This window comes from Xanthomonas sp. SHU 166 (assembly GCF_000364685.1).
GTDB classification, from domain to species: Bacteria; Pseudomonadota; Gammaproteobacteria; order Xanthomonadales; family Xanthomonadaceae; genus Xanthomonas_A; species Xanthomonas_A sontii.
Genome location: NZ_AQOJ01000533.1, coordinates 1 through 17,539, shown reverse-complemented (window position 1 = coordinate 17,539; position 17,539 = coordinate 1). Strand labels below are relative to the sequence as shown.

Annotated in this window: 15 protein-coding genes and 1 pseudogene; 9 read left to right on the top strand and 7 right to left on the bottom strand. The window is 65.8% G+C overall.

Annotated elements, in window-relative coordinates:
- The first annotated feature begins 261 nt into the window (after positions 1-261).
- From D180_RS13750 to D180_RS24745, 4 genes are all read left to right on the top strand, one after another.
- Complete coding sequence (locus D180_RS13750; protein ID WP_198526558.1) at positions 262-2,022, top strand: oligopeptide:H+ symporter; 1,761 nt, start codon at positions 262-264, stop codon at positions 2,020-2,022.
- Between the two features lie 503 nt (positions 2,023-2,525).
- Positions 2,526-2,690: a hypothetical protein gene (locus tag D180_RS23965; protein ID WP_157835463.1), complete on the top strand. Its 165-nt coding sequence runs from the start codon at positions 2,526-2,528 to the stop codon at positions 2,688-2,690.
- 113 nt (positions 2,691-2,803) lie between these two features.
- Positions 2,804-4,369, top strand: coding sequence for an asparagine synthase-related protein (locus tag D180_RS13745; protein ID WP_017913250.1), 1,566 nt, complete (start codon positions 2,804-2,806; stop codon positions 4,367-4,369).
- Between the two features lie 7 nt (positions 4,370-4,376).
- Positions 4,377-4,511, top strand: a complete 135-nt coding sequence (locus D180_RS24745; RefSeq protein ID WP_017909367.1) for a hypothetical protein — start codon at positions 4,377-4,379, stop codon at positions 4,509-4,511.
- Positions 4,512-4,651: 140 nt separating this feature from the next.
- Here D180_RS24745 and D180_RS13740 read toward each other — a convergent pair whose 3' ends face one another.
- Together D180_RS13740 and D180_RS13735 are read right to left on the bottom strand one after the other, a co-directional pair.
- A complete protein-coding gene (locus D180_RS13740) occupies positions 4,652-6,415 on the bottom strand; it encodes a S9 family peptidase (protein WP_232760494.1) in 1,764 nt (587 codons plus the stop codon).
- 430 nt (positions 6,416-6,845) lie between these two features.
- Entirely contained in the window at positions 6,846-7,853 is a 1,008-nt protein-coding gene (locus tag D180_RS13735; protein ID WP_017913248.1) for a LacI family DNA-binding transcriptional regulator, read from the bottom strand.
- Positions 7,854-7,948: 95 nt separating this feature from the next.
- Here D180_RS13735 and D180_RS13730 point away from each other — a divergent pair, with 95 nt between their 5' ends.
- Genes D180_RS13730 through D180_RS13710 form a run of 5 tightly spaced genes read left to right on the top strand, consistent with a single transcriptional unit; the run spans position 7,949 to position 12,571 of the window.
- A complete protein-coding gene (locus tag D180_RS13730) occupies positions 7,949-9,001 on the top strand; it encodes a sugar phosphate isomerase/epimerase family protein (protein WP_017913247.1) in 1,053 nt (350 codons plus the stop codon).
- Between the two features lie 27 nt (positions 9,002-9,028).
- Entirely contained in the window at positions 9,029-10,246 is a 1,218-nt protein-coding gene (locus D180_RS13725) for a nucleoside permease (protein ID WP_017913246.1), read from the top strand.
- A gap of 11 nt (positions 10,247-10,257) precedes the next feature.
- Complete coding sequence (locus D180_RS13720; RefSeq protein WP_017913245.1) at positions 10,258-11,382, top strand: Gfo/Idh/MocA family oxidoreductase; 1,125 nt, start codon at positions 10,258-10,260, stop codon at positions 11,380-11,382.
- 19 nt (positions 11,383-11,401) lie between these two features.
- Positions 11,402-12,256, top strand: coding sequence for a sugar phosphate isomerase/epimerase (locus D180_RS13715; protein ID WP_017913244.1), 855 nt, complete (start codon positions 11,402-11,404; stop codon positions 12,254-12,256).
- A gap of 36 nt (positions 12,257-12,292) precedes the next feature.
- Positions 12,293-12,571, top strand: coding sequence for a cytochrome c (locus D180_RS13710; RefSeq protein ID WP_017913243.1), 279 nt, complete (start codon positions 12,293-12,295; stop codon positions 12,569-12,571).
- 95 nt (positions 12,572-12,666) lie between these two features.
- On the opposite strand, the gene D180_RS13705 is transcribed toward D180_RS13710, so the two are convergent.
- The 5 genes and pseudogenes from D180_RS13705 to D180_RS13680 all read right to left on the bottom strand — a co-directional run.
- On the bottom strand, positions 12,667-13,410 hold the full coding sequence (locus D180_RS13705; protein ID WP_017913242.1) for a DUF1080 domain-containing protein: 744 nt from the start codon (positions 13,408-13,410) through the stop codon (positions 12,667-12,669).
- Positions 13,411-13,453: 43 nt separating this feature from the next.
- A complete protein-coding gene (locus tag D180_RS13700; RefSeq protein WP_017913241.1) occupies positions 13,454-14,026 on the bottom strand; it encodes a gluconate 2-dehydrogenase subunit 3 family protein in 573 nt (190 codons plus the stop codon).
- Complete coding sequence (locus D180_RS13695) at positions 14,026-15,711, bottom strand: GMC family oxidoreductase (RefSeq protein ID WP_017913240.1); 1,686 nt, start codon at positions 15,709-15,711, stop codon at positions 14,026-14,028. Before D180_RS13695 ends, D180_RS13700 begins: the two co-directional genes overlap by 1 nt.
- Before the next feature lie 30 nt (positions 15,712-15,741).
- Complete coding sequence (locus D180_RS13690; protein WP_081616487.1) at positions 15,742-16,638, bottom strand: TIM barrel protein; 897 nt, start codon at positions 16,636-16,638, stop codon at positions 15,742-15,744.
- Between the two features lie 796 nt (positions 16,639-17,434).
- Positions 17,435-17,539 (bottom strand): annotated as a pseudogene (locus D180_RS13680) (single-stranded DNA-binding protein); the annotation flags it as partial.

Genomic DNA, 17,539 nt, shown 5'->3' with positions numbered 1-17,539 from the left:
CGTCGGGAGAGGGGTTGGGGTGAGGGTACGGCGCACGCAGCACGCCCCAGCCATGCAGGCGCTGCCCGACCCTCATCCGCCCCTGCGGGGCACCTTCTCCCGACGGGAGAAGGAACGGCGTTAGCCCTCTCCCACCGGGAGAGGGGTTGGGGTGAGGGTACGCCCGCCGCCGAACCATCCATGCCGCGCGCCGCCATTCGCGCGGGCGCCCGCGCGCCTATACTCCGCCGCTGCCTTCCTGCGCCGAGAGTCGCCGTGTCCGTGTCCTCCCTGCCGCTGCGCGACGCGCGCGACGATTTCCTCGGCCATCCCAAGGGCGTCTACGTCTGTTTCTTCACCGAGATGTGGGAGCGCTTCTCCTTCTACGGCATGAAGGCGCTGCTGTTGCTGTACCTGACCAAGTACCACCTGTTCGGCGACGACGCCGGGCTCGACCTGCTCGGCGCCTACGGCGGCCTGGTGTACTGCGTGCCGGTGCTCGGCGGGCTGCTCGCCGACCGCTGGCTGGGCATGCGCAAGGCGGTGGTGTTCGGCGGCCTGCTGCTGGTGCTCGGCCACATCGGCATGGCCTTCGAGGGCCACGCCGCCACCCGCATCAACGGCGAGGTGGTACGCGACACCGCATCGCTGAGCGTGACCTATCTGTCGCTGGCGCTGATCATCATGGGCGTGGGCTTCCTCAAGCCCAACATCTCCACCATCGTCGGCAAGCTGTATCCGGCCGACGACCCGCGCCGCGACGCCGGCTTCTCGCTGTTCTACGCTGGCATCAACCTCGGCGCGCTGTTCGCCTCGCTGGTCTGCGGCTTCCTGGGCGAGGCCTACGGCTGGCGCTACGGCTTCGGCGCGGCCGGCATCGGCATGCTGCTCGGCCTGGGCATGTTCCTGTGGGGCCAGAAATACCTGCACGGCCACGCCGAACCGGCGCAGCCGTCGCTGCTGCGCGAGCGCGTGCTCGGCGTGCCGCGCGAATGGGCGATCTACCTGTGCGCCGTGCTGGGCGTGCTGCCGGTGGCCGCTTTGATGTGGGCCGCGGCCAACGGCGCCTTCAGCCTGGGCGGGGAAATCTCCCTGGCACTGCTGCTGATGCTGCTGGTGCTCGGCGCGGTGCTGCTGTGGTTCGCCTGGTTCACCGGCACCCAGTGCACCCCGGTGCAGCGCCAGCAGATGATCGCGCTGATGGTGCTGATCGCGATGGCGCTGGTGTACTTCACCCTGTACGAGCAGACCTACGGCTCGTGGGTCACCTTCACCGACCGGCTGATGACCAAGGACATCGTGCCGTCGCTGGTGATCCGCGACGGCACCCCCCTGCCCTGGTCGATCGCTTCGCTGCTGCTGGCGCCGCTAGGCTTCGTGCTGGCGGCCTCGCTGTCCGACCGCCGCCCCGGCTCGTCGGCGCCGCGGCGGCTGTTCGTCGCGGTCAGCGCGTTGATGCTGCTGTTCCTGATCCGCGACTGCCTGGTGCTGCCGCAGACTGCCGGCTCCCTGACCTATCTGGGCGCGCTGTTCCTGGTGTTGCTGGCGCCGCTGTTCGCCGCGCTGTGGGCGTGGCTGGCACGGCGCGGACGCGAGCCGTCCAAGCCGGCCAAGTCGGCGATGGGACTGTTGTTGGCCGGCCTGTCCTTCGTGCCGCTGGCGCTGGCCGCGCAACAGGTCGGCGCCACCGGACAGATGGCCAGCGTGTGGTGGTTGGTGCTGGCCTACTTCGTGCTGGAGGCCGGCGAAATGTGCCTGTCGCCGGTCGGCCTGTCGGCGGTGACCCAACTCGCGGTGCCGCGCGTGGTCAGCCTGATGATGGGCACCTGGTTCCTGGCCACGGCGTTCTCCGAGGCGCTGGCGGCGCTGTTCGGCAAGCTGGCCGCGATCGAGGTGCCGGATGGCCAGACCCTCAACGTCGCCGACGCCGCGGCCAAGTATGCGCACCTGTTCTGGCTGCTGCTGTGGATCGGCGTGGGTTGCGCGGTACTGGCCTTCCTCGCCGCGCCGCTGCTGCGGCGGATGATGCATGGGGTGCGTTGAGCGGCTGCGTCGCCCGAGCGGCGACGCAACCGTTTCACATCGACACAGCGCATTTCGCATGGTCAAGGACGACCTCGGCGATAAGTCCTGCTAGTCGTGCTGCGCCACAGATCCAACCAGAGCCAGCGCAACAGCGATGCGGCCGTCTGGAGCGCACATGGTCAGGCGCAAGCGCTCATGGTTTGACCGATGCCGGCACCGCCTACGTGCTGCACAGCGAGCACTCAGCAGTTCCAGCGCGCGAGTGTAGAACGCCCAGCGATGCGCTTCGGCATGGAATCCATGCCCCCCCGCCGGGGCATCCTCCCCACCGGCACACAGCCCCCAAGCATCGCCTCAATGCGCATTAGTGGTGCATGGGCAACGCAGATCGGCATTTGAACCTCTCAACCCAATATATTCCATATGAAACTATTGAAATCTTAAAGATCTTGTCTTGCTACAGGCGCGGTGCTAGCTTCTGCTCGTCGCCGCATGACGACATCTAGAAAAGGAGCTTTGTGATGAAAATCCAAGATGGCAAGCTTGAGAAACAAGATTCTCTATCCAATCCTTTTGCTATCCAGCTCGACGCGCCCATGCAAACTATCGCGGCGCCTGGCGTCTGCGAGATGAAGCCTTATCTTGGCGAGGATTCTCGCGGGTACTCCACGCAACCGGGTGGTTGAAACGACGGCAATTCCATCAAGATATCGCGATAAAGAACGCCGCCATCAGGCGGCGTTCTTCTGTTCGAAAGCGCGATAACCACACGACGCCGATCGCAGGCAGCCGAGTCGCCATGATCAAGGCCAACATCGCTTTTTCCGACCTCGAGTATTCCCCGGTGTGGCAGGACAGTATCCTGTGTCTCGGGAACAGCCAGATCGCGCCCTACCGTCACCCTGCGCTGGAAACCGTCGTGGTTCGCACGCAGGGACAGTGGTTCGCGACGGTACGCGAGCGCTGCACGGACGTCGAATGGAAAAAAGACGATACGGGCGTGCTGGTCGATGCCGATCAATTCAACCGGCTATACAAAGAGGCTCTGCTATGGCCGCTTGATTATCTCATGATCGAAGTGGCCCAGGCCGGATCCCGACTGAAATTGCGCGCGGGCCTTCTCGCATCGGCGCCGGTCTATTGCCGGGTCACCGATGACGCAGTAGAAATCTCCTACGATCTGGCCGACTTTTTTTCCCGACCCACCACCATCGACCTGGAGATGGCCAGTCGGCGTCTCGCACTTAACGCGGACTACTCCGCCAGACAGTTGTGTTCGGGTGTCGTAATGCTGACAGAACGCGCCACGCTTTACGCCGAGCCGGCCAAGACGCGTTACGTCTATCCTTCGCCTGCTGAAATCGGACCGCCTTCCCAAGAAGCACTGATCGACTACGGCGTAGAGCGATTCGAGCAGTTGTTGCATCGTGCCATTTCGATTCGTCCCGCGTCGAAGCGGGTGGCCACGGAGTTGAGTGGGGGCATGGATTCGGCGACCGTTGCATGCGCTCTGACGCGATCGCATGACAACATCTTGAGCTTTGGAATCTTGCTCGACGAGGGAGACAGTCAAAACCAGGCACAACGCCGTCGCATGCTTGTTGAAAAGCTCGGCCTTCGCGACACGAGCATCCCTATCGTTTCATTCCCACCAACGCTCGATCTGCAACCGAGCGCGGCTCGACCGGACTATCCCCTTGTCGAGTTCTATCTCGAAGCGTTCGAACATTTGTGGGACTGCGCTCAAGCACAGGAAAGCGAATGGCTTTTCACCGGTATTGGCGGAGACCAGCTGTTCCCAATGTACCGGAACGAGGAACATCCCAGCGCAGGTCCCGGCAGCGGGGTGGCTGCAGAAGCCAAACGTCGCGCGAACCTGTTGTTGACGCCCCGAGCGCTCACTGCATCGCGTTCGATCAGTGGATTTGATGCTCCCACCGGTCTGTTGTCTGCATCCGTATTGGCGTCGAACGCGTGCCAGGCTCCCCATCTGCTTCGGCGAGGCCTCTGGCCTGTCAATCCCTTAAGCGATCCACATCTGGTGGCTTTCTGTCGGGGCCTCCCCCTCGAGTGCCGTAAAGATCGAGAAACGATGTGGCGCTATTTACGGGCCAACGTAGGCGACCTATTTTCGCGAGATTATTGCAAGGAAACGTTCGCCCATGTCCTGCCTGAGTTGATCGCACATCACGCCAAGACGATCGCCGTGCAGCTGAGCGAATGCGCCCTTGCCGACTTGGGCCTGGTCAACCGAGACGCCGTCCTCCAACTGCTGGACGAGTTGGTGGCGACGCGCGCCCGCCCGCTGACGGCACCGTTGATCTCGTTCCTTTGGCTGGAACGTTTCGTTCGGCAGTTTGCCTGACAATCCCATGCAGCAGGCGAAGCCAGGGCGGCGAGACCTCGACGTCATCGAGGCGGCGGTCAAGTATGCGCACCGCCTCTACCCATTCCGGCTGAACGGCAAGATCGACCAGCCATGGAAGCAGGTGACCAATTCGGTATGAACTCGAAGTGCCAGTGCCAGTCGCTCACGCTGAGCTATCGAGTCCAACCAGCGTCAGTGCGGTCCGGAAGTACCGGACCGCACTGATACCGCACAGCAGTGGCGCCTGGCGCCTCGGCCGGAGTGTCAGGCGACAGCCCCTTACGGCTTCGCTGCCGCCGGCGCCGCCTGCGCACCGCCCAGCGACTTGCTCAGGAACGCCAGCAGCCGGGTGTAGAACTCGCGACGATGCGCCTCGGTGTAGAAGCCATGGCCCTCGGTCGGGACGTACAGCGTTTCCACCTGCACCCCTGCCTTCTTCAACGCCGCTTCCATCTTCTTGGAATGCTGGATGGGCGCACGCTCGTCCTCGCCACCCGCCGCCAAGAACACGGGCACCTTGATCTTGTCGGCCAGATTGACCGGCGAAATCGCGGCCAATCCATCGCCCGTCCCCATCCATTCGCGCAAGAAATTCTGGCTGGCATCGCGCAGCTGGGCATCGCCCCTGACATACATCATCGGCAGGTCGTAGACACCGACATAGCCGGCCGCGCAGCGATACAGCGTCGGCTCCTTGGCCACGCCCATCAACGACGCATAGGCGCCGTAGCTGGCGCCGTACATGCAGATGCGCTGCGGGTCCGCGATACCTTGGTCGATCGCCCAGCGGGTGGCATCGGTGACGTCGTCCTGCATCTTGCCGCCCCATTGGCCTGCGCCGGCCTGCTGGAAAGCGCGCCCGTAATTGCCGGAACCCCGATAATTGACCTGCAGCACCGCGTAACCGGCGCTGGCCAGGATCTGCGCATCCTCATCGAACATGCCGTTGTCGAAGATCCCGAACGGTCCGCCATGCGGCATCACCACCATCGGCACCTTGCCGGACTTGGCCGCCGCCGGCAGGGTCACGAACCCATGCAGTGGCAGGCCATCTCGCGCCTGCAACGCGACCGGCCGCACCTCGGCCAGCTTCGGCGGCTGCAGTGCCGCACGGCGTGCGAACACGAAATCGGCCTTCTTGGCGACGGTGTCGAACAGGTAGAACTCGCCCGGATTGCGACCGGACTGCACGTTGACCAGGTTGAGCCGGCCGTCGCGCGTGCTGGAGGTGACATAGACTGCCTGCCCAGGGAAGGCCGCTTCCAGCGAGCGCTGGGTCTTGGCTTCGGGCGAGGCGTCATCGAAAAACAGGCTCCGCGGCTTGTCGCCCAGCACTTCGATCCCGACCGGGACATGGGTGCCATGGCGATACATGATCCGATAGGGATCGGCCAGCACATCGCGCGCCACCACCTTGCGCTCGCCGCTGTCGGTATTCCACGACTCGATGACGTCACTCCCCTTCGCCTGCTGTACCTGCAGATACGCGACATGCCCGTCTTCGGAAAAACCGATCGGCGTCTCCACGTGATGGCTGACGTTTTCGTCATTGATCAGCTTCCAGTCGCTGCCCTGCGCATCGCGATAGAACAGCTTCTTGGCATTGTCGGCATCCGCGCCCAAGGCGAAGCGCACCTTACCTTGCTCATCGCTGTAGAAATCGGCGCCGCGCACCTTGGGCGAACCGGTCAGCAACCGCCGGCGGCCGCTATAGACGTCCATGATTTCGGTGCGGCTGTAAGGATCCTGGCTGGTGCTGAACGGCTGCGCCTGGATGATGACGTTGCGGTCGTCGCCGGGCAGCGAACCAACGAAATACGCGGCAACCTTCTCCACCTTCTTGGTCTGGATCAGCGTCCCCGGCCCGTTGCCGGTCACGCGCTGGCCCACCAACAGCTCCGCCGCGCCACCATCGGCGTTGATCGCGAACAGTTCCCCAGTCCCCCATGGCTGGTCCCGCTGCCCGATCTTCTGGACCATGTTGAACAGCACGCGCGTGTCGTTGACCCACACGAAATCGGAGACGTGGGTGTTCTTCTCCATCGAGAAGCTGCCGACGATCTTGTTGTCGGAACGGCGCATGATCGCCAGCGCGGTCCGATCCTCCAGCGGCACCGTCGCCGCGTAGTACTCGCCGGTCGGCGACAACTTCAGCGTTTCGACCTGCTCCTTGACCAGATACGGCGCCAGATCCACCTGCGCCCATGCATTCCCCGCTCCCAGCAGACACAACAACGCGACTGCGTGCAGTCCCCTCTTCATTCCCTGTTCCCCTGTTCCTGTTGGCGTGACGTATGCGTGAAGTCTAATCCAGGCGCTTGTCCGATGGCGTACCGGAAGCTGGGCGCCGACCTCAGGCGACGACGGGGCTGGAAACTGAAAAAGCGCGCTGCCCGGAGGCCGCACGCCCGTCACCAGCCGCGAAAACGGCGGCGCGCACCGGTCAGGCGCATCGCCGCCGCCCTGACGTCATCTACTGTCTCGGCGTGCCGGTCGACCCGCGCACCATCAAGCTGAAGTCCAGCGTCTGCTGCAGCGGCACGTCCACCCGTTCGATGATGGCAAGCAGCAGGTTGACCGCGCGGACACCGATCTCCCGCATCGGCTGCCTGATGGTCGTCAATGGCGGCGTGAGGTAACTGGACGAGGCCAGGTCGTCGAAGCCGACGATGGACAGGTCGTCCGGCACGCGGATTCCCAGGTCCCGGCAGGCCGCCAGGGCGCCCAGTGCCATCTGATCGCTGAAGCAGAAGATCGCGGTCGGCGCGGGTGTACGACCCAACAGCGTCATCGCCGCCGCATGGCCGGATTCGACGGAGAAGTCGCCCGGCACGACGGTCAGGTTGCGCAAGCGACCGCGCGCCTTGGCGCAGGCGCGAACTCCTTCCAGTCGCTGCTGATGCAAGGGATTGTCGGGCGGACCGCCCACCACGGCGATCCGCACGTGCCCCAGTCCATACAGGTGTTCCATCACGGCGCGCGCGGCGGCCGCGTTGTCGATGTGGACGCTGGGAATCCCCAGCGCCGGGTCGAACTCGCAGCCGTTGACCACCGGCGCGGCGCCGCCCTGCTGCTTGACGATCTCACGCGCCGTCGGCGGCAAGCGGTGCCCCAGCACGATCAGGCCGTCCGCCTCGTTGCGTGGGAGCATCTGCGCGTAGCGCTCTTCGCGGTCGGGCTGGTGCTGGGTATCGCCCAGCAGCACGGCGTAGCCGACGGCCTGTGCGGCGTCTTCCGCGCCCTGCAGGATCTGGGCGAAGAAGGGATTGGCGATGTCCGGGACGGTGACCAGGAGCTTGCCGCTGCGCTGGGTCTTGAGCGTCCTGGCCACCGTGTTGGGCACATAGCCCAGCGCGGCGGCGGCCTGCTCGATGCGCGCGCGCGTGGCGGGCAGGACTTTTTCCGGCCGGGAAAGCGCCCGCGACACCGTGCCCGCGGTGACGCCGACGTGCTTTGCGATGTCGTAGATGGTTGTCGCCATGAACTGAACTCTTGTCTCTGCTGTGCAGTGCACAACGGGTCTTGCGGGAGGCCCATGCTAGGATGATTCAATCGATTGCATGAGGTCGAATCACGTTGAAGACGCTCAAGGGTCCAGCGCTGTTCCTGGCACAGTTCATCGCCGACACACCTCCCTTCAATCGCTTGGACACGCTGGCCGAATGGGCCGCGGGCCTGGGCTATTCTGGCCTACAAGTCCCGACCAGCGCGCCCCACCTGTTCGATCTGGCCCAGGCCGCGCACAGCCAGGCGTACTGCGACGACCTCGCCGGCATGCTGGCCGGGCATGGCCTGCAGATCACCGAGTTGTCCACCCACTTGCAGGGACAGCTGGTCGCCGTCCACCCCGCCTACGACGGCCTGTTCGACGGCTTCGCACCGCCGGACAAGCGCGGCAACCCCGCCGCCCGCCAGGCCTGGGCGGTGGAGCAGCTGCAACTGGCCGCCAAGGCCAGCCAGCGCCTGGGGCTGACGGCGCATGCCACATTTTCCGGCGCGCTGGCCTGGCCCTACTTCTATCCCTGGCCGCAACGCCCGCCCGGACTGGTGGAAGAAGCCTTCGCCGAGCTCGGCCGGCGCTGGCGTCCGATCCTGGATGCCTTCGACGCCTGCGGCGTGGACCTGTGCTTCGAGATCCACCCGGGCGAGGACCTGCACGACGGCGCCACCTTCGAGCGCTTCCTCGACGTGGTCGACCAGCACCCCCGCGCCAAGATCCTGTACGACCCCAGCCACCTGCTGCTGCAGCAGATGGACTACCTGGGTTTCATCGATCGCTACCACGCGCGCATCGGCATCTTCCACGTCAAGGACGCGGAGTATCGCGCCAGCGCGCGCAGCGGCGTCTATGGCGGCTACCAGGACTGGATCGATCGTCCGGGGCGGTTCCGCTCGCTCGGGGACGGCCAGGTCGACTTCAAGGCCATCTTCTCCAAGTTCGCGCAATACGATTTCCCGGGCTGGGCGGTGCTGGAGTGGGAGTGCTGCCTGAAGCATCCGGAAGATGGAGCACGCGAGGGGGCCGCGTTCATTCGCGACCACATCATCCGCGTGACCGAACGCGCCTTCGACGATTTCGCCGATAGCGGCGCCGATCCGGCATCGCTGCGCCGCATGCTGGGAACCTGAGTCATTACCGCCCTGGGAGGGGACGCCATGACGCACACCATGTCGCGCTTGGGCGCGATGATGTTTCTGCAGTTCTTCATCTGGGGCGCCTGGTTCGTGACCCTGGGAACCTACTTGGTGCAGGGGCCGCTGCACGCCAGCGCGAGCCAGGTGGCGACGGCGTTCCTCAGCCAGTCCATCGGCGCCATCGTCGCGCCGTTCCTGGTCGGCCTGATCGCCGATCGCTACTTCGCGGCGCAGCGCATCCTGGGAGTGCTGCATCTCGCCGGTGCGGTACTCATGTGGCTGGCATCCACGGCGACGAGCTTCGGCGTGTTCTTCGCCTGCGTCATGGGCTACATGCTGCTGTTCATGCCGACGCTGGCACTGGCCAACAGCGTGGCGATGCGGCACATGCAAGCGCCGGAAAAGCAGTTCCCGCCGGTGCGCGTAGCCGGCAGCGTCGGCTGGATCGTGGCCGGCGTGCTGATCGGCTGGCTGGGCTGGGAACAGGCGCATCGGCTCGAGCTGACGTTCCGGATGGCGGCGCTGGCCTCGCTGGCCTTGGGCCTGTATGCCTTCACCCTGCCGCACACGCCGCCGCTGGCGCAGCAGCGCGACGCCGGGCTGGGGCAGATCCTGGGGCTGGACGCGCTGCGGCTGCTGAAGTCGCGCTCCTATCTGGTGTTCTTCCTGGCGTCCATCGCCATCTGCATCCCGCTGGCGTTCTACTACAACTTCACCAACCCCTACCTCAACGATCTGGGCGTGCGCGGCGCGGCCGGCCTGCAGTCGCTGGGCCAGGTGTCCGAAGTCCTGCTGATGCTGGCCATGCCGTTCCTGTTCGTGCGGCTGGGGGTCAAGACCATGCTGGCGGTGGGCATGGCGGCGTGGGTGGTGCGCTATGCGATGTTCGCTTTCGGCGATGCGGGCGGCGGCTTCTCCCTGCTGGTGATCGGCATCGTGCTGCACGGCATCTGCTACGACTTCTTCTTCGTCACCGGCCAGATCTACACCGATGCGCATGCCGGGCCCGCCGCGCGCAGCAGCGCGCAGGGCTTCATCACCCTGGCCACGTACGGCGTGGGCATGCTGATCGGGACCTTCCTGTCCGGCGCGGTGGTGGAGCACTACACCACCGCTACAGGCCCGGACTGGCAGCGGATCTGGCTGTTCCCGGCCGGCGTCGCGCTGCTCGTGCTGATCGCCTTCCTGCTGCTGTTCCGCGACCGGCCCGCCGTCGCGGCCGCACCCTCCGCGCCTTGAGGATTCCCCCGATGCCCAAGCTTGGAATCGCCATCGTCGGCACCGGCATGATCGGCGCCGTACACCGCCGCGCGGCGCTGCTGGCCGGTGCCTCGGTCCGTGGCGTCGCCGCCTCGTCCCCGCAGCGCGCACGCGAGGTGGCGCAATCGTGGGATGTCCCGCATGCGTATCGCGATATCGAGGAGGTGGTCGCCGATCCGCAGGTGCAGGTCGTGCACGTCTGCACGCCCAACCATCTGCACCGCGCCATGGCGCAGGCGGCGCTGGACGCCGGCAAGCACGTGATCTGCGAGAAGCCGCTGGCCACCACGCTGGAGGATGCGCGGGCGCTGGCGGCCCTAGCCCGCGCGACCGGGCTGGTCGCCACGGTGCCCTTCGTCTACCGCTACCATCCGGTGGTCCGCGAGGCGCGCGCGCGCATCGCCCAGGGCGAACTGGGGCCGCTGCGCCTGATCCACGGCAGCTACCTGCAGGACTGGCTGCTGGACCCGGCCAGCAACAACTGGCGTGTGGACCCGTCGCTGGGCGGCACGTCGCGCGTGTTCGCCGACATCGGCTCGCACTGGTGCGACCTGGTGGAATGGGTGAGCGGCGAGCGCTTCGCCGAGGTCAGCGCGGCGTTCGCGACGGTGATCGCCGAACGCGGCACCAATACCGGGCAGAGCTTCACAACGCCGGCGGCGGGCGGCGCTATGCAGGCGGTCTCCAGCGAGGACGTGGCCATGGCGATGCTCCGAACCGGCGCGGGCACGCTGGCCTCGTTGACGGTCAGCCAGGTCTCGGCGGGGCGCCGCAACCGCCTCTGGTTCGAGATCGATGGCGCCCAGGCCAGCGTGGCGTTCGACCAGGAGGACGCCGAACGCCTGTGGATCGGCCGGCCCGACCAGCGCGAGGAAGTCTTCGTGCGCGGACCGGGTGCCGGCAGCGCCGAACAACGCCGGCTGGCGACGCTGCCGGCCGGGCACGCGCAGGGCTACGGCGATTGCTTCGAGGCGTTCGTCGCCGACACCTACCGCGCCATCGACGGCGAGCGGCCGGACGGCCTGCCCACCTTCGACGACGGGCTGCGCTCGGCGCTGATCGTCGATCGCGTCATCACATCGGCCAGGACACGCGGCTGGACATCCATCGACTGACTCCCGGGAGGACTTCCTGATGAACACAGCGACACGCAGAACCGCAACCCTCGCACTGCTGCTCCTCGTGGCCCTGCCCGCCTTCGCACACGACACCACCAGCGCGCAGGCCCCCATCGCCGTGCAGATGTACACGCTGCGCAACGCCGGCACGCTCGACCAACAGTTGAAGATCGTCCACGACGCCGGCGTGGGTGCGGTGGAAACGGTCGGCACGCAGAACATGAGCGCGGTGGAACTCAAGCAATTGCTGGACAAGTATTCGATCAAGGCGATCTCCTCGCACGTGCAGTTGGCCGACCTGCGCAAGGACCTGGACGGTGCGGTGGCCTTCAACCGCTCGATCGGCAACACGACGCTGGTGGTGCCTTACCTGGACCAGAAGGAGCGGCCCACCGATGCCGCAGGCTGGACCGCACTGGGCAAGGAGCTGGGCCAGCTCGCGACGCGGGCACGCGCCAAGGGCATGCGCCTGGCCTATCACAACCACGATTTCGAGCTGGTCGATTTCGATGGCAAGACCGGCCTGGAACTGCTGTTCGCCGCGGCCGGCCCCGATCTCAAGACCGAGCTGGACCTGGCGTGGGTCGCGCGCGCGGGTTACGACCCGGCGACGATGCTGGGCAAGTTCAAGGGCCGCATGTTCGCGGTCCACGCCAAGGACAACGCACCGAAAGGCCAGGCCCAAGACGAAGGCGGCTTCGCCGCGGTCGGCAGGGGCGTGCTGAACTGGAACGCGATCCTGCCTGCCGCGGCGGCGAGCGGCGTGCAGTGGTACATCATCGAGCACGACCAGCCGCGCGACCCGGCCAGCGTCGTCCGGACCAGTGCGGAGTACCTGCGCGAACATCTGCCCGCCAGCACACAGCGCTAGCACGCAAAGGAGTTCCGCTTGAAAACGATCACGACGATGGCCGTGGTGCTGCTGGGGGCGACGCTTGCGCCCAAGGCCTGGTCCAAGGACGACCCGGCGGCCGGCGCGCAGCTCTACGCGAACCATTGCACGGCCTGCCATGGCGCGAATCGCGCGGGCGTCCCGCCCACCTTCCCCGCGCTGACCGACGTGGGCAAGCGCCTGCAGCCCGCGCAGATCAAGGAGAAGATCCGCAACGGCGGCGGGCTGATGCCGCCGTTTTCGCAGCTGTCGCAACAGGAGGTCGACGACCTCGCCAGCTTCCTGGCGCAGTAGGGCGCGCCCTCCATTCCCGAGTATGCCGCGTTGGGCGCGGCATACCCGGGATCGCCGACACGCCCCAGGCGATCGGCGCCGACTGCGCGCCGGCGCTACAGCTCGCGCACCCAGATGTTGCGGTAGCTGACCTTGGAATCGTGCTCCTGCAGGAAGATCGGCGCGCATCCATGCGGCGCATACGACGGCGCGCCGATGTATTCGGTCTTGCCCGCCAGCACGGTGTCGTTCTGCACCAGCACGCCGTTGTGCAGGACGGTGATGCGGGCGGGTGACGTGAGCCCGCCGCCCTGCGAGAAACGCGGCGCCGTCCAGATGATGTCGTACACCTGCCACTGGCCCGGCGCACGCGAGGCGTTCACCAGCGGAATGGCCTGCTTGTAGATCGCACCGGCCTGGCCATTGGCATAGGTCGGATTGTCGTAGCTGTCGAGCACCTGCAACTCATACAGTTCCTGCAGGAAGATGCCGCTGTTCCCGCGCTGCTGGCCGTCGAATCCGCGCGTCGCGGTGGGCGTGCGCCACTCGACATGCAACTGGATGTCGCAGAAGCGCTGCTTGGTGCGGATGCCCTTGCTGCCCGGCACCACGGTCATTGCGCCGTCGGCGACGCTCCAGGGCACGCGTCCGCCCTGCTCCGACTCCCAGGCCGACAGATCCTTGCCATCGAACAGCACGATCGCGTCGGAGGGCGCGCCGCCCGGGGGCGTGGCCACGGTCGCGGGCATGGGCTTCCACACTTCGGTCTTGGCAGGATCGTGTGCGGGGTCGCCGTCGGCCTGCGCGACCGCAGGCGCCACGGCCAGCAGGCAGGCCGCCATCAGCAGGGATCTGGTCATCGTGTTTCCAGGAAAAGGAGGAAGGGCGAAGCGTGGCGCTCCATCAGCCGGTGGCCCAGGCGGGCGTACCGGGAACGTAGGTGATGTCTTCATAGCGGCCCGGCACGGCGACGTAGCGCAGCACTTCGGTCGCGCCGACCTCGGAGGTGAAGAAGCCGAAGATGGTCAGCTGCTTGATCATCGTGAAGGGATGCGGCATCGCGTCCGCCGCGTCGGCGGTGCCGGTGTCGGTCACGTCGACGGCCTGTGCCCTGGCCTCCGCATCCAGGGCGCGCAGCAGTTCGGCGCGCGCCTGCGGGGCGAGCGACACGAATCGACCGCCGGCACGTTTGTCGATCTCGGCCAGGCCGGCGCGGAACGTCGCCTGCTGCCGCGGGGTGTAGCAGTCGGTGACGAATTTCGCCATGAACGCGCCTGCCCCGGCGTCCTTCGCCCCCGGCGTCTTGGTCCGCGGCAGGATGGTCTCGGCGATCTCGTCCAGCGTGCCGATCTCGGCGGCGGAGAACAGCACCTTCGTCCCCGCGGCCGACGCCTGTGCCGGGGCGAGCGCGGGCAGGCCGACCATCGCCGCGCCCGTGGCGGCGAAGATCATCTTCAGCAGTTCGCGACGTTCCATCACAGGTTCCCCGCTTTCAGTTCGCGCAAGGCATGATCGGCGGCACGTGCGGTCAGCGCCATGTAGGTCAGCGAAGGATTCACGCAGCCGCTGGAGGTCATGCAGGCGCCATCGGTCACGTAGACGTTCGGTGCGTCCCACACCTGGTTGTACTGGTTCAGCACGGAGTTCTTGCGATCCCGGCCCATGCGCGCGGTGCCCATCTCATGGATGCCCTTGCCCGGCGCGTAGTCGCCATCGTGCATCTTCACGTCCTTGACGCCGGCCGCCTCCAGCATCTCGGCGGCATCGGCGGCCATGTCCTTGCGCATGGCCTTTTCGTTCTCGCGCATGGCAACGTCCATCGCCAGCACCGGCAGCCCCCATTTGTCCTTGCGCTGCGGATCCAGGCGAATCGTGTTGTCGTGGTGCGGCAGCATTTCGCCGAATCCGGTCATGCCGATGCTCCAGTCGCCTGGCACGGTCAGCGCCTCCTTCAGGTCGGCGCCGATGTTCAGCTCGGCGATCTCGCGCGACCAGCCGGTGCGGCTCGCACCGCCCTGGTAGCCGAAGCCGCGCAGGTAACCGCGCTTGTCCATGGCGACATTGCGGAACCGGGGGATGTAGAAGCCGCAGGGACGGCGGCCGAAGTAGTACTTGTCCTCGTAGCCCTCGACCCGGCCGGAGGCACCGGCGCCGAAATGATGGTCCATCACGTTGTGCCCGAGCTCGCCCGACGACGACCCCAGGCCGCCGTCCCATACATCGGTGGCCGAGTTCATCAGCAGCCAGGTCGAATTGAACGAGGACGCATTGAGGAAGATGACATTGGCCGTGTACTGGTAGGTCTGTCCGCTCTCGGCGTCGATGATCTCCACGCCGCGCGCACGCTTGCGATCCTTGTCGTAGAGCACCTCCTTGACGATCGAGAACGGCCGCAGGGTCAGGTTGCCCGTCTTCATGGCCGCCGGCAGCGTGGCCGCCTGGGTCGAGAAATAGGCGCCGAAGGGACAGCCCAGGATGCACTTGTTGCGATACTGGCAGTTGACGCGGCCCTGCTCGACCTTGGGCTGGGTGATGTTGGCGGTACGCGAGTGGATCAGGTGCCGGGTGCCGCCAAAGGCCTTCTTGATCCGCGCCGCGACGTCCTTCTCGACGATGTTCAACGGGATCGGCGGCAGGAACTCGCCGTCCGGCAACACGTCCAGTCCCTCGCGCGTGCCGGCGATGCCGGCGAACTTCTCCACGTGGTCGTACCAGGGTGCGAGGTCGGCGTAACGGATCGGCCAATCGGTGGCGATACCGTCCTTCAGGTTCGCCTCGAAATCCAGGTCCGACAGGCGATAACTCTGCCGTCCCCACATCAGCGAGCGGCCGCCCACGTGATAGCCGCGGAACCAGTCGAATCGCTTGATCTCGGTGTAGGGCGATTCCTTTTCGTTGGCCCACATTCCCTGCAGGTTCTCGACCAGGGCGTAGTCGCGCATCAGCACCGGATAATCGGCCTTCATCGCCTGGGTCGGGCGGTTGCGGTGCGGGAAATCCCACGCCTCCTTCATCGCGTTGACGTAGTCCTTGACGTGCTCGATGTTGCGTCCGCGTTCCAGCATCAGGACCTTGAGTCCCTTCTCGGTCAGCTCCTTCGCCGCCCAACCGCCACTGATGCCCGAGCCAACGACGATGGCGTCGTAATGATTGTCTGCCATGGGTTCTACTTCACCTCGGTGGATAGCGTTTCAGACATCGCAGAGGCGGATCGCCTCGCGCAGCGAGCCGACGGGATCCGGCGCGGTAGGAACGAATTCCTGCGCCAGATAGCCATCGAAACCGGTATCGCGGATCGCGCGACAGATGGCGGGATAGTGGAGCTCCTGATCGTCCCCGATCTCGTGCCGGCCCGGGACGCCGGCGGTGTGGTAATGCTTGAAGCACGCGTGATGCTTGCCGATGGTGGCGATGATGTCGCCCTCCATGATCTGCATGTGGTAGATGTCGTACAGCAGGCCGAAATGGTCCGAGCCGATCCGCTGGCACAGCTCCACGCCCCAGGCGGAGTGGTCGCACAGATAGTCGTGATGATCGACCTTGGAGTTCAGCAGCTCCATCACCAGCACGACATCGCGTTTCTCGGCATGGCCGAGGATGCGCTTGAGCCCGACTTCGGCGTGGGCCATGCCCTCCTGGGGATCCATGCCATTCCGGTTGCCGGAAAAACAGATGAGGTTGCGATAGCCGGCATCGGCCACCAGATCGATGTGCCGCGTGTAGCGCGCGACCAGCTCATCGTGGAACTGGCTGCCGGCGAAGCCCTTGTCCAGGCCGAGTTCCGCGCCATTGCACATCGCGCTGTACACGCCATGCGCCTTCAGCGTGGGCCAATCCGCCGGGCCCACTAGATCGATGGCGGCGAACCCCAGGCCCTTCACCACCTGGCAAAGCTGTGCGGTCGACAGCTGCGGAAACGTCCAGCGGGCGACGGACTGCTTCAGGTTGCCCTTGAGCGGCGTGGCCGCCGCAAGCGCTGGCAGCATGCCCATCGCACCAAGCCCAAGGCTCCCGGCGACCGCCATGCGCAGCGCGTCGCGCCTCGTGAAGCCCGAGGCCGGCGCCGGTCCGATCGAATGGATAGACATCCACCTTCCGGCCTCCCAACCGGTCTCAAACGCTGACGAATCGCCGCGATTCAATCGATTGAACCATAGAGGAGTGAATCGCGCTTTTGCAAGACGCACTGCACGAAAACACATGCTGCAGGGCACAACGCCTGTGCCGTCAGCCGTCATGACGGTGATGGATTCTCGGGTGACGTACGGAGTTGTGCAGCGAGACGTAGAGCGACAAACAAACGGGTATTTGGTGAACCTGCTCGAGCAGGCGACGCATGGCGAGATACCGACGGACCTGTGGTTCCTCCCTGGGACTAAGGCGCTAAATCGCCTGCAAGGCGGCGGGGATGGGAGGTCGGACCTGGAGCTTCAGGACACCTCCGCCGCGTTGCCATGCGCATTCATGTGGTGAGGATCGTGGTGTCGCGGCGAGCGACGCCAATGTGCTTTTCTACGACACCTTCCCCGTTGCAGCCGGGTCGGCCGGCGTTGAGCGATAGCATGGACTCGGCACGAAAGCCGCGCCAAGGCGTTGCCGAGGCGACTGGGCACGACGCGACGCTTGGCGACCGACCCAGTTTTGAAGGCAAGAACAGCGGGGCACTCGCCGCTTGCACGCACGCTCCGGCCCCAATCGCCAGCGGTGAAAAGCACGGTACGTGTGACCACTCCAGTCGACCGATACCGTCTGGCTTCATATCGCCTGCGTTGCAGGACCGGACAACCTCGCGCTAGAAAGGACAACACCTCGCCAAAACAGAAAAAACCCCGGCAAGCACAATGGCTTACCGGGGTTTGTTTGCATCGCAGGAACGACGAAAAATCAGAACGGAATATCGTCGTCCGCGAAGTCGTCCATCGGTGCGGACTGCTGCGGGGCCGGCTGCTGCCGGCGCGGCGCGTAATCCTGCCCGCCGCCGCCGCCACC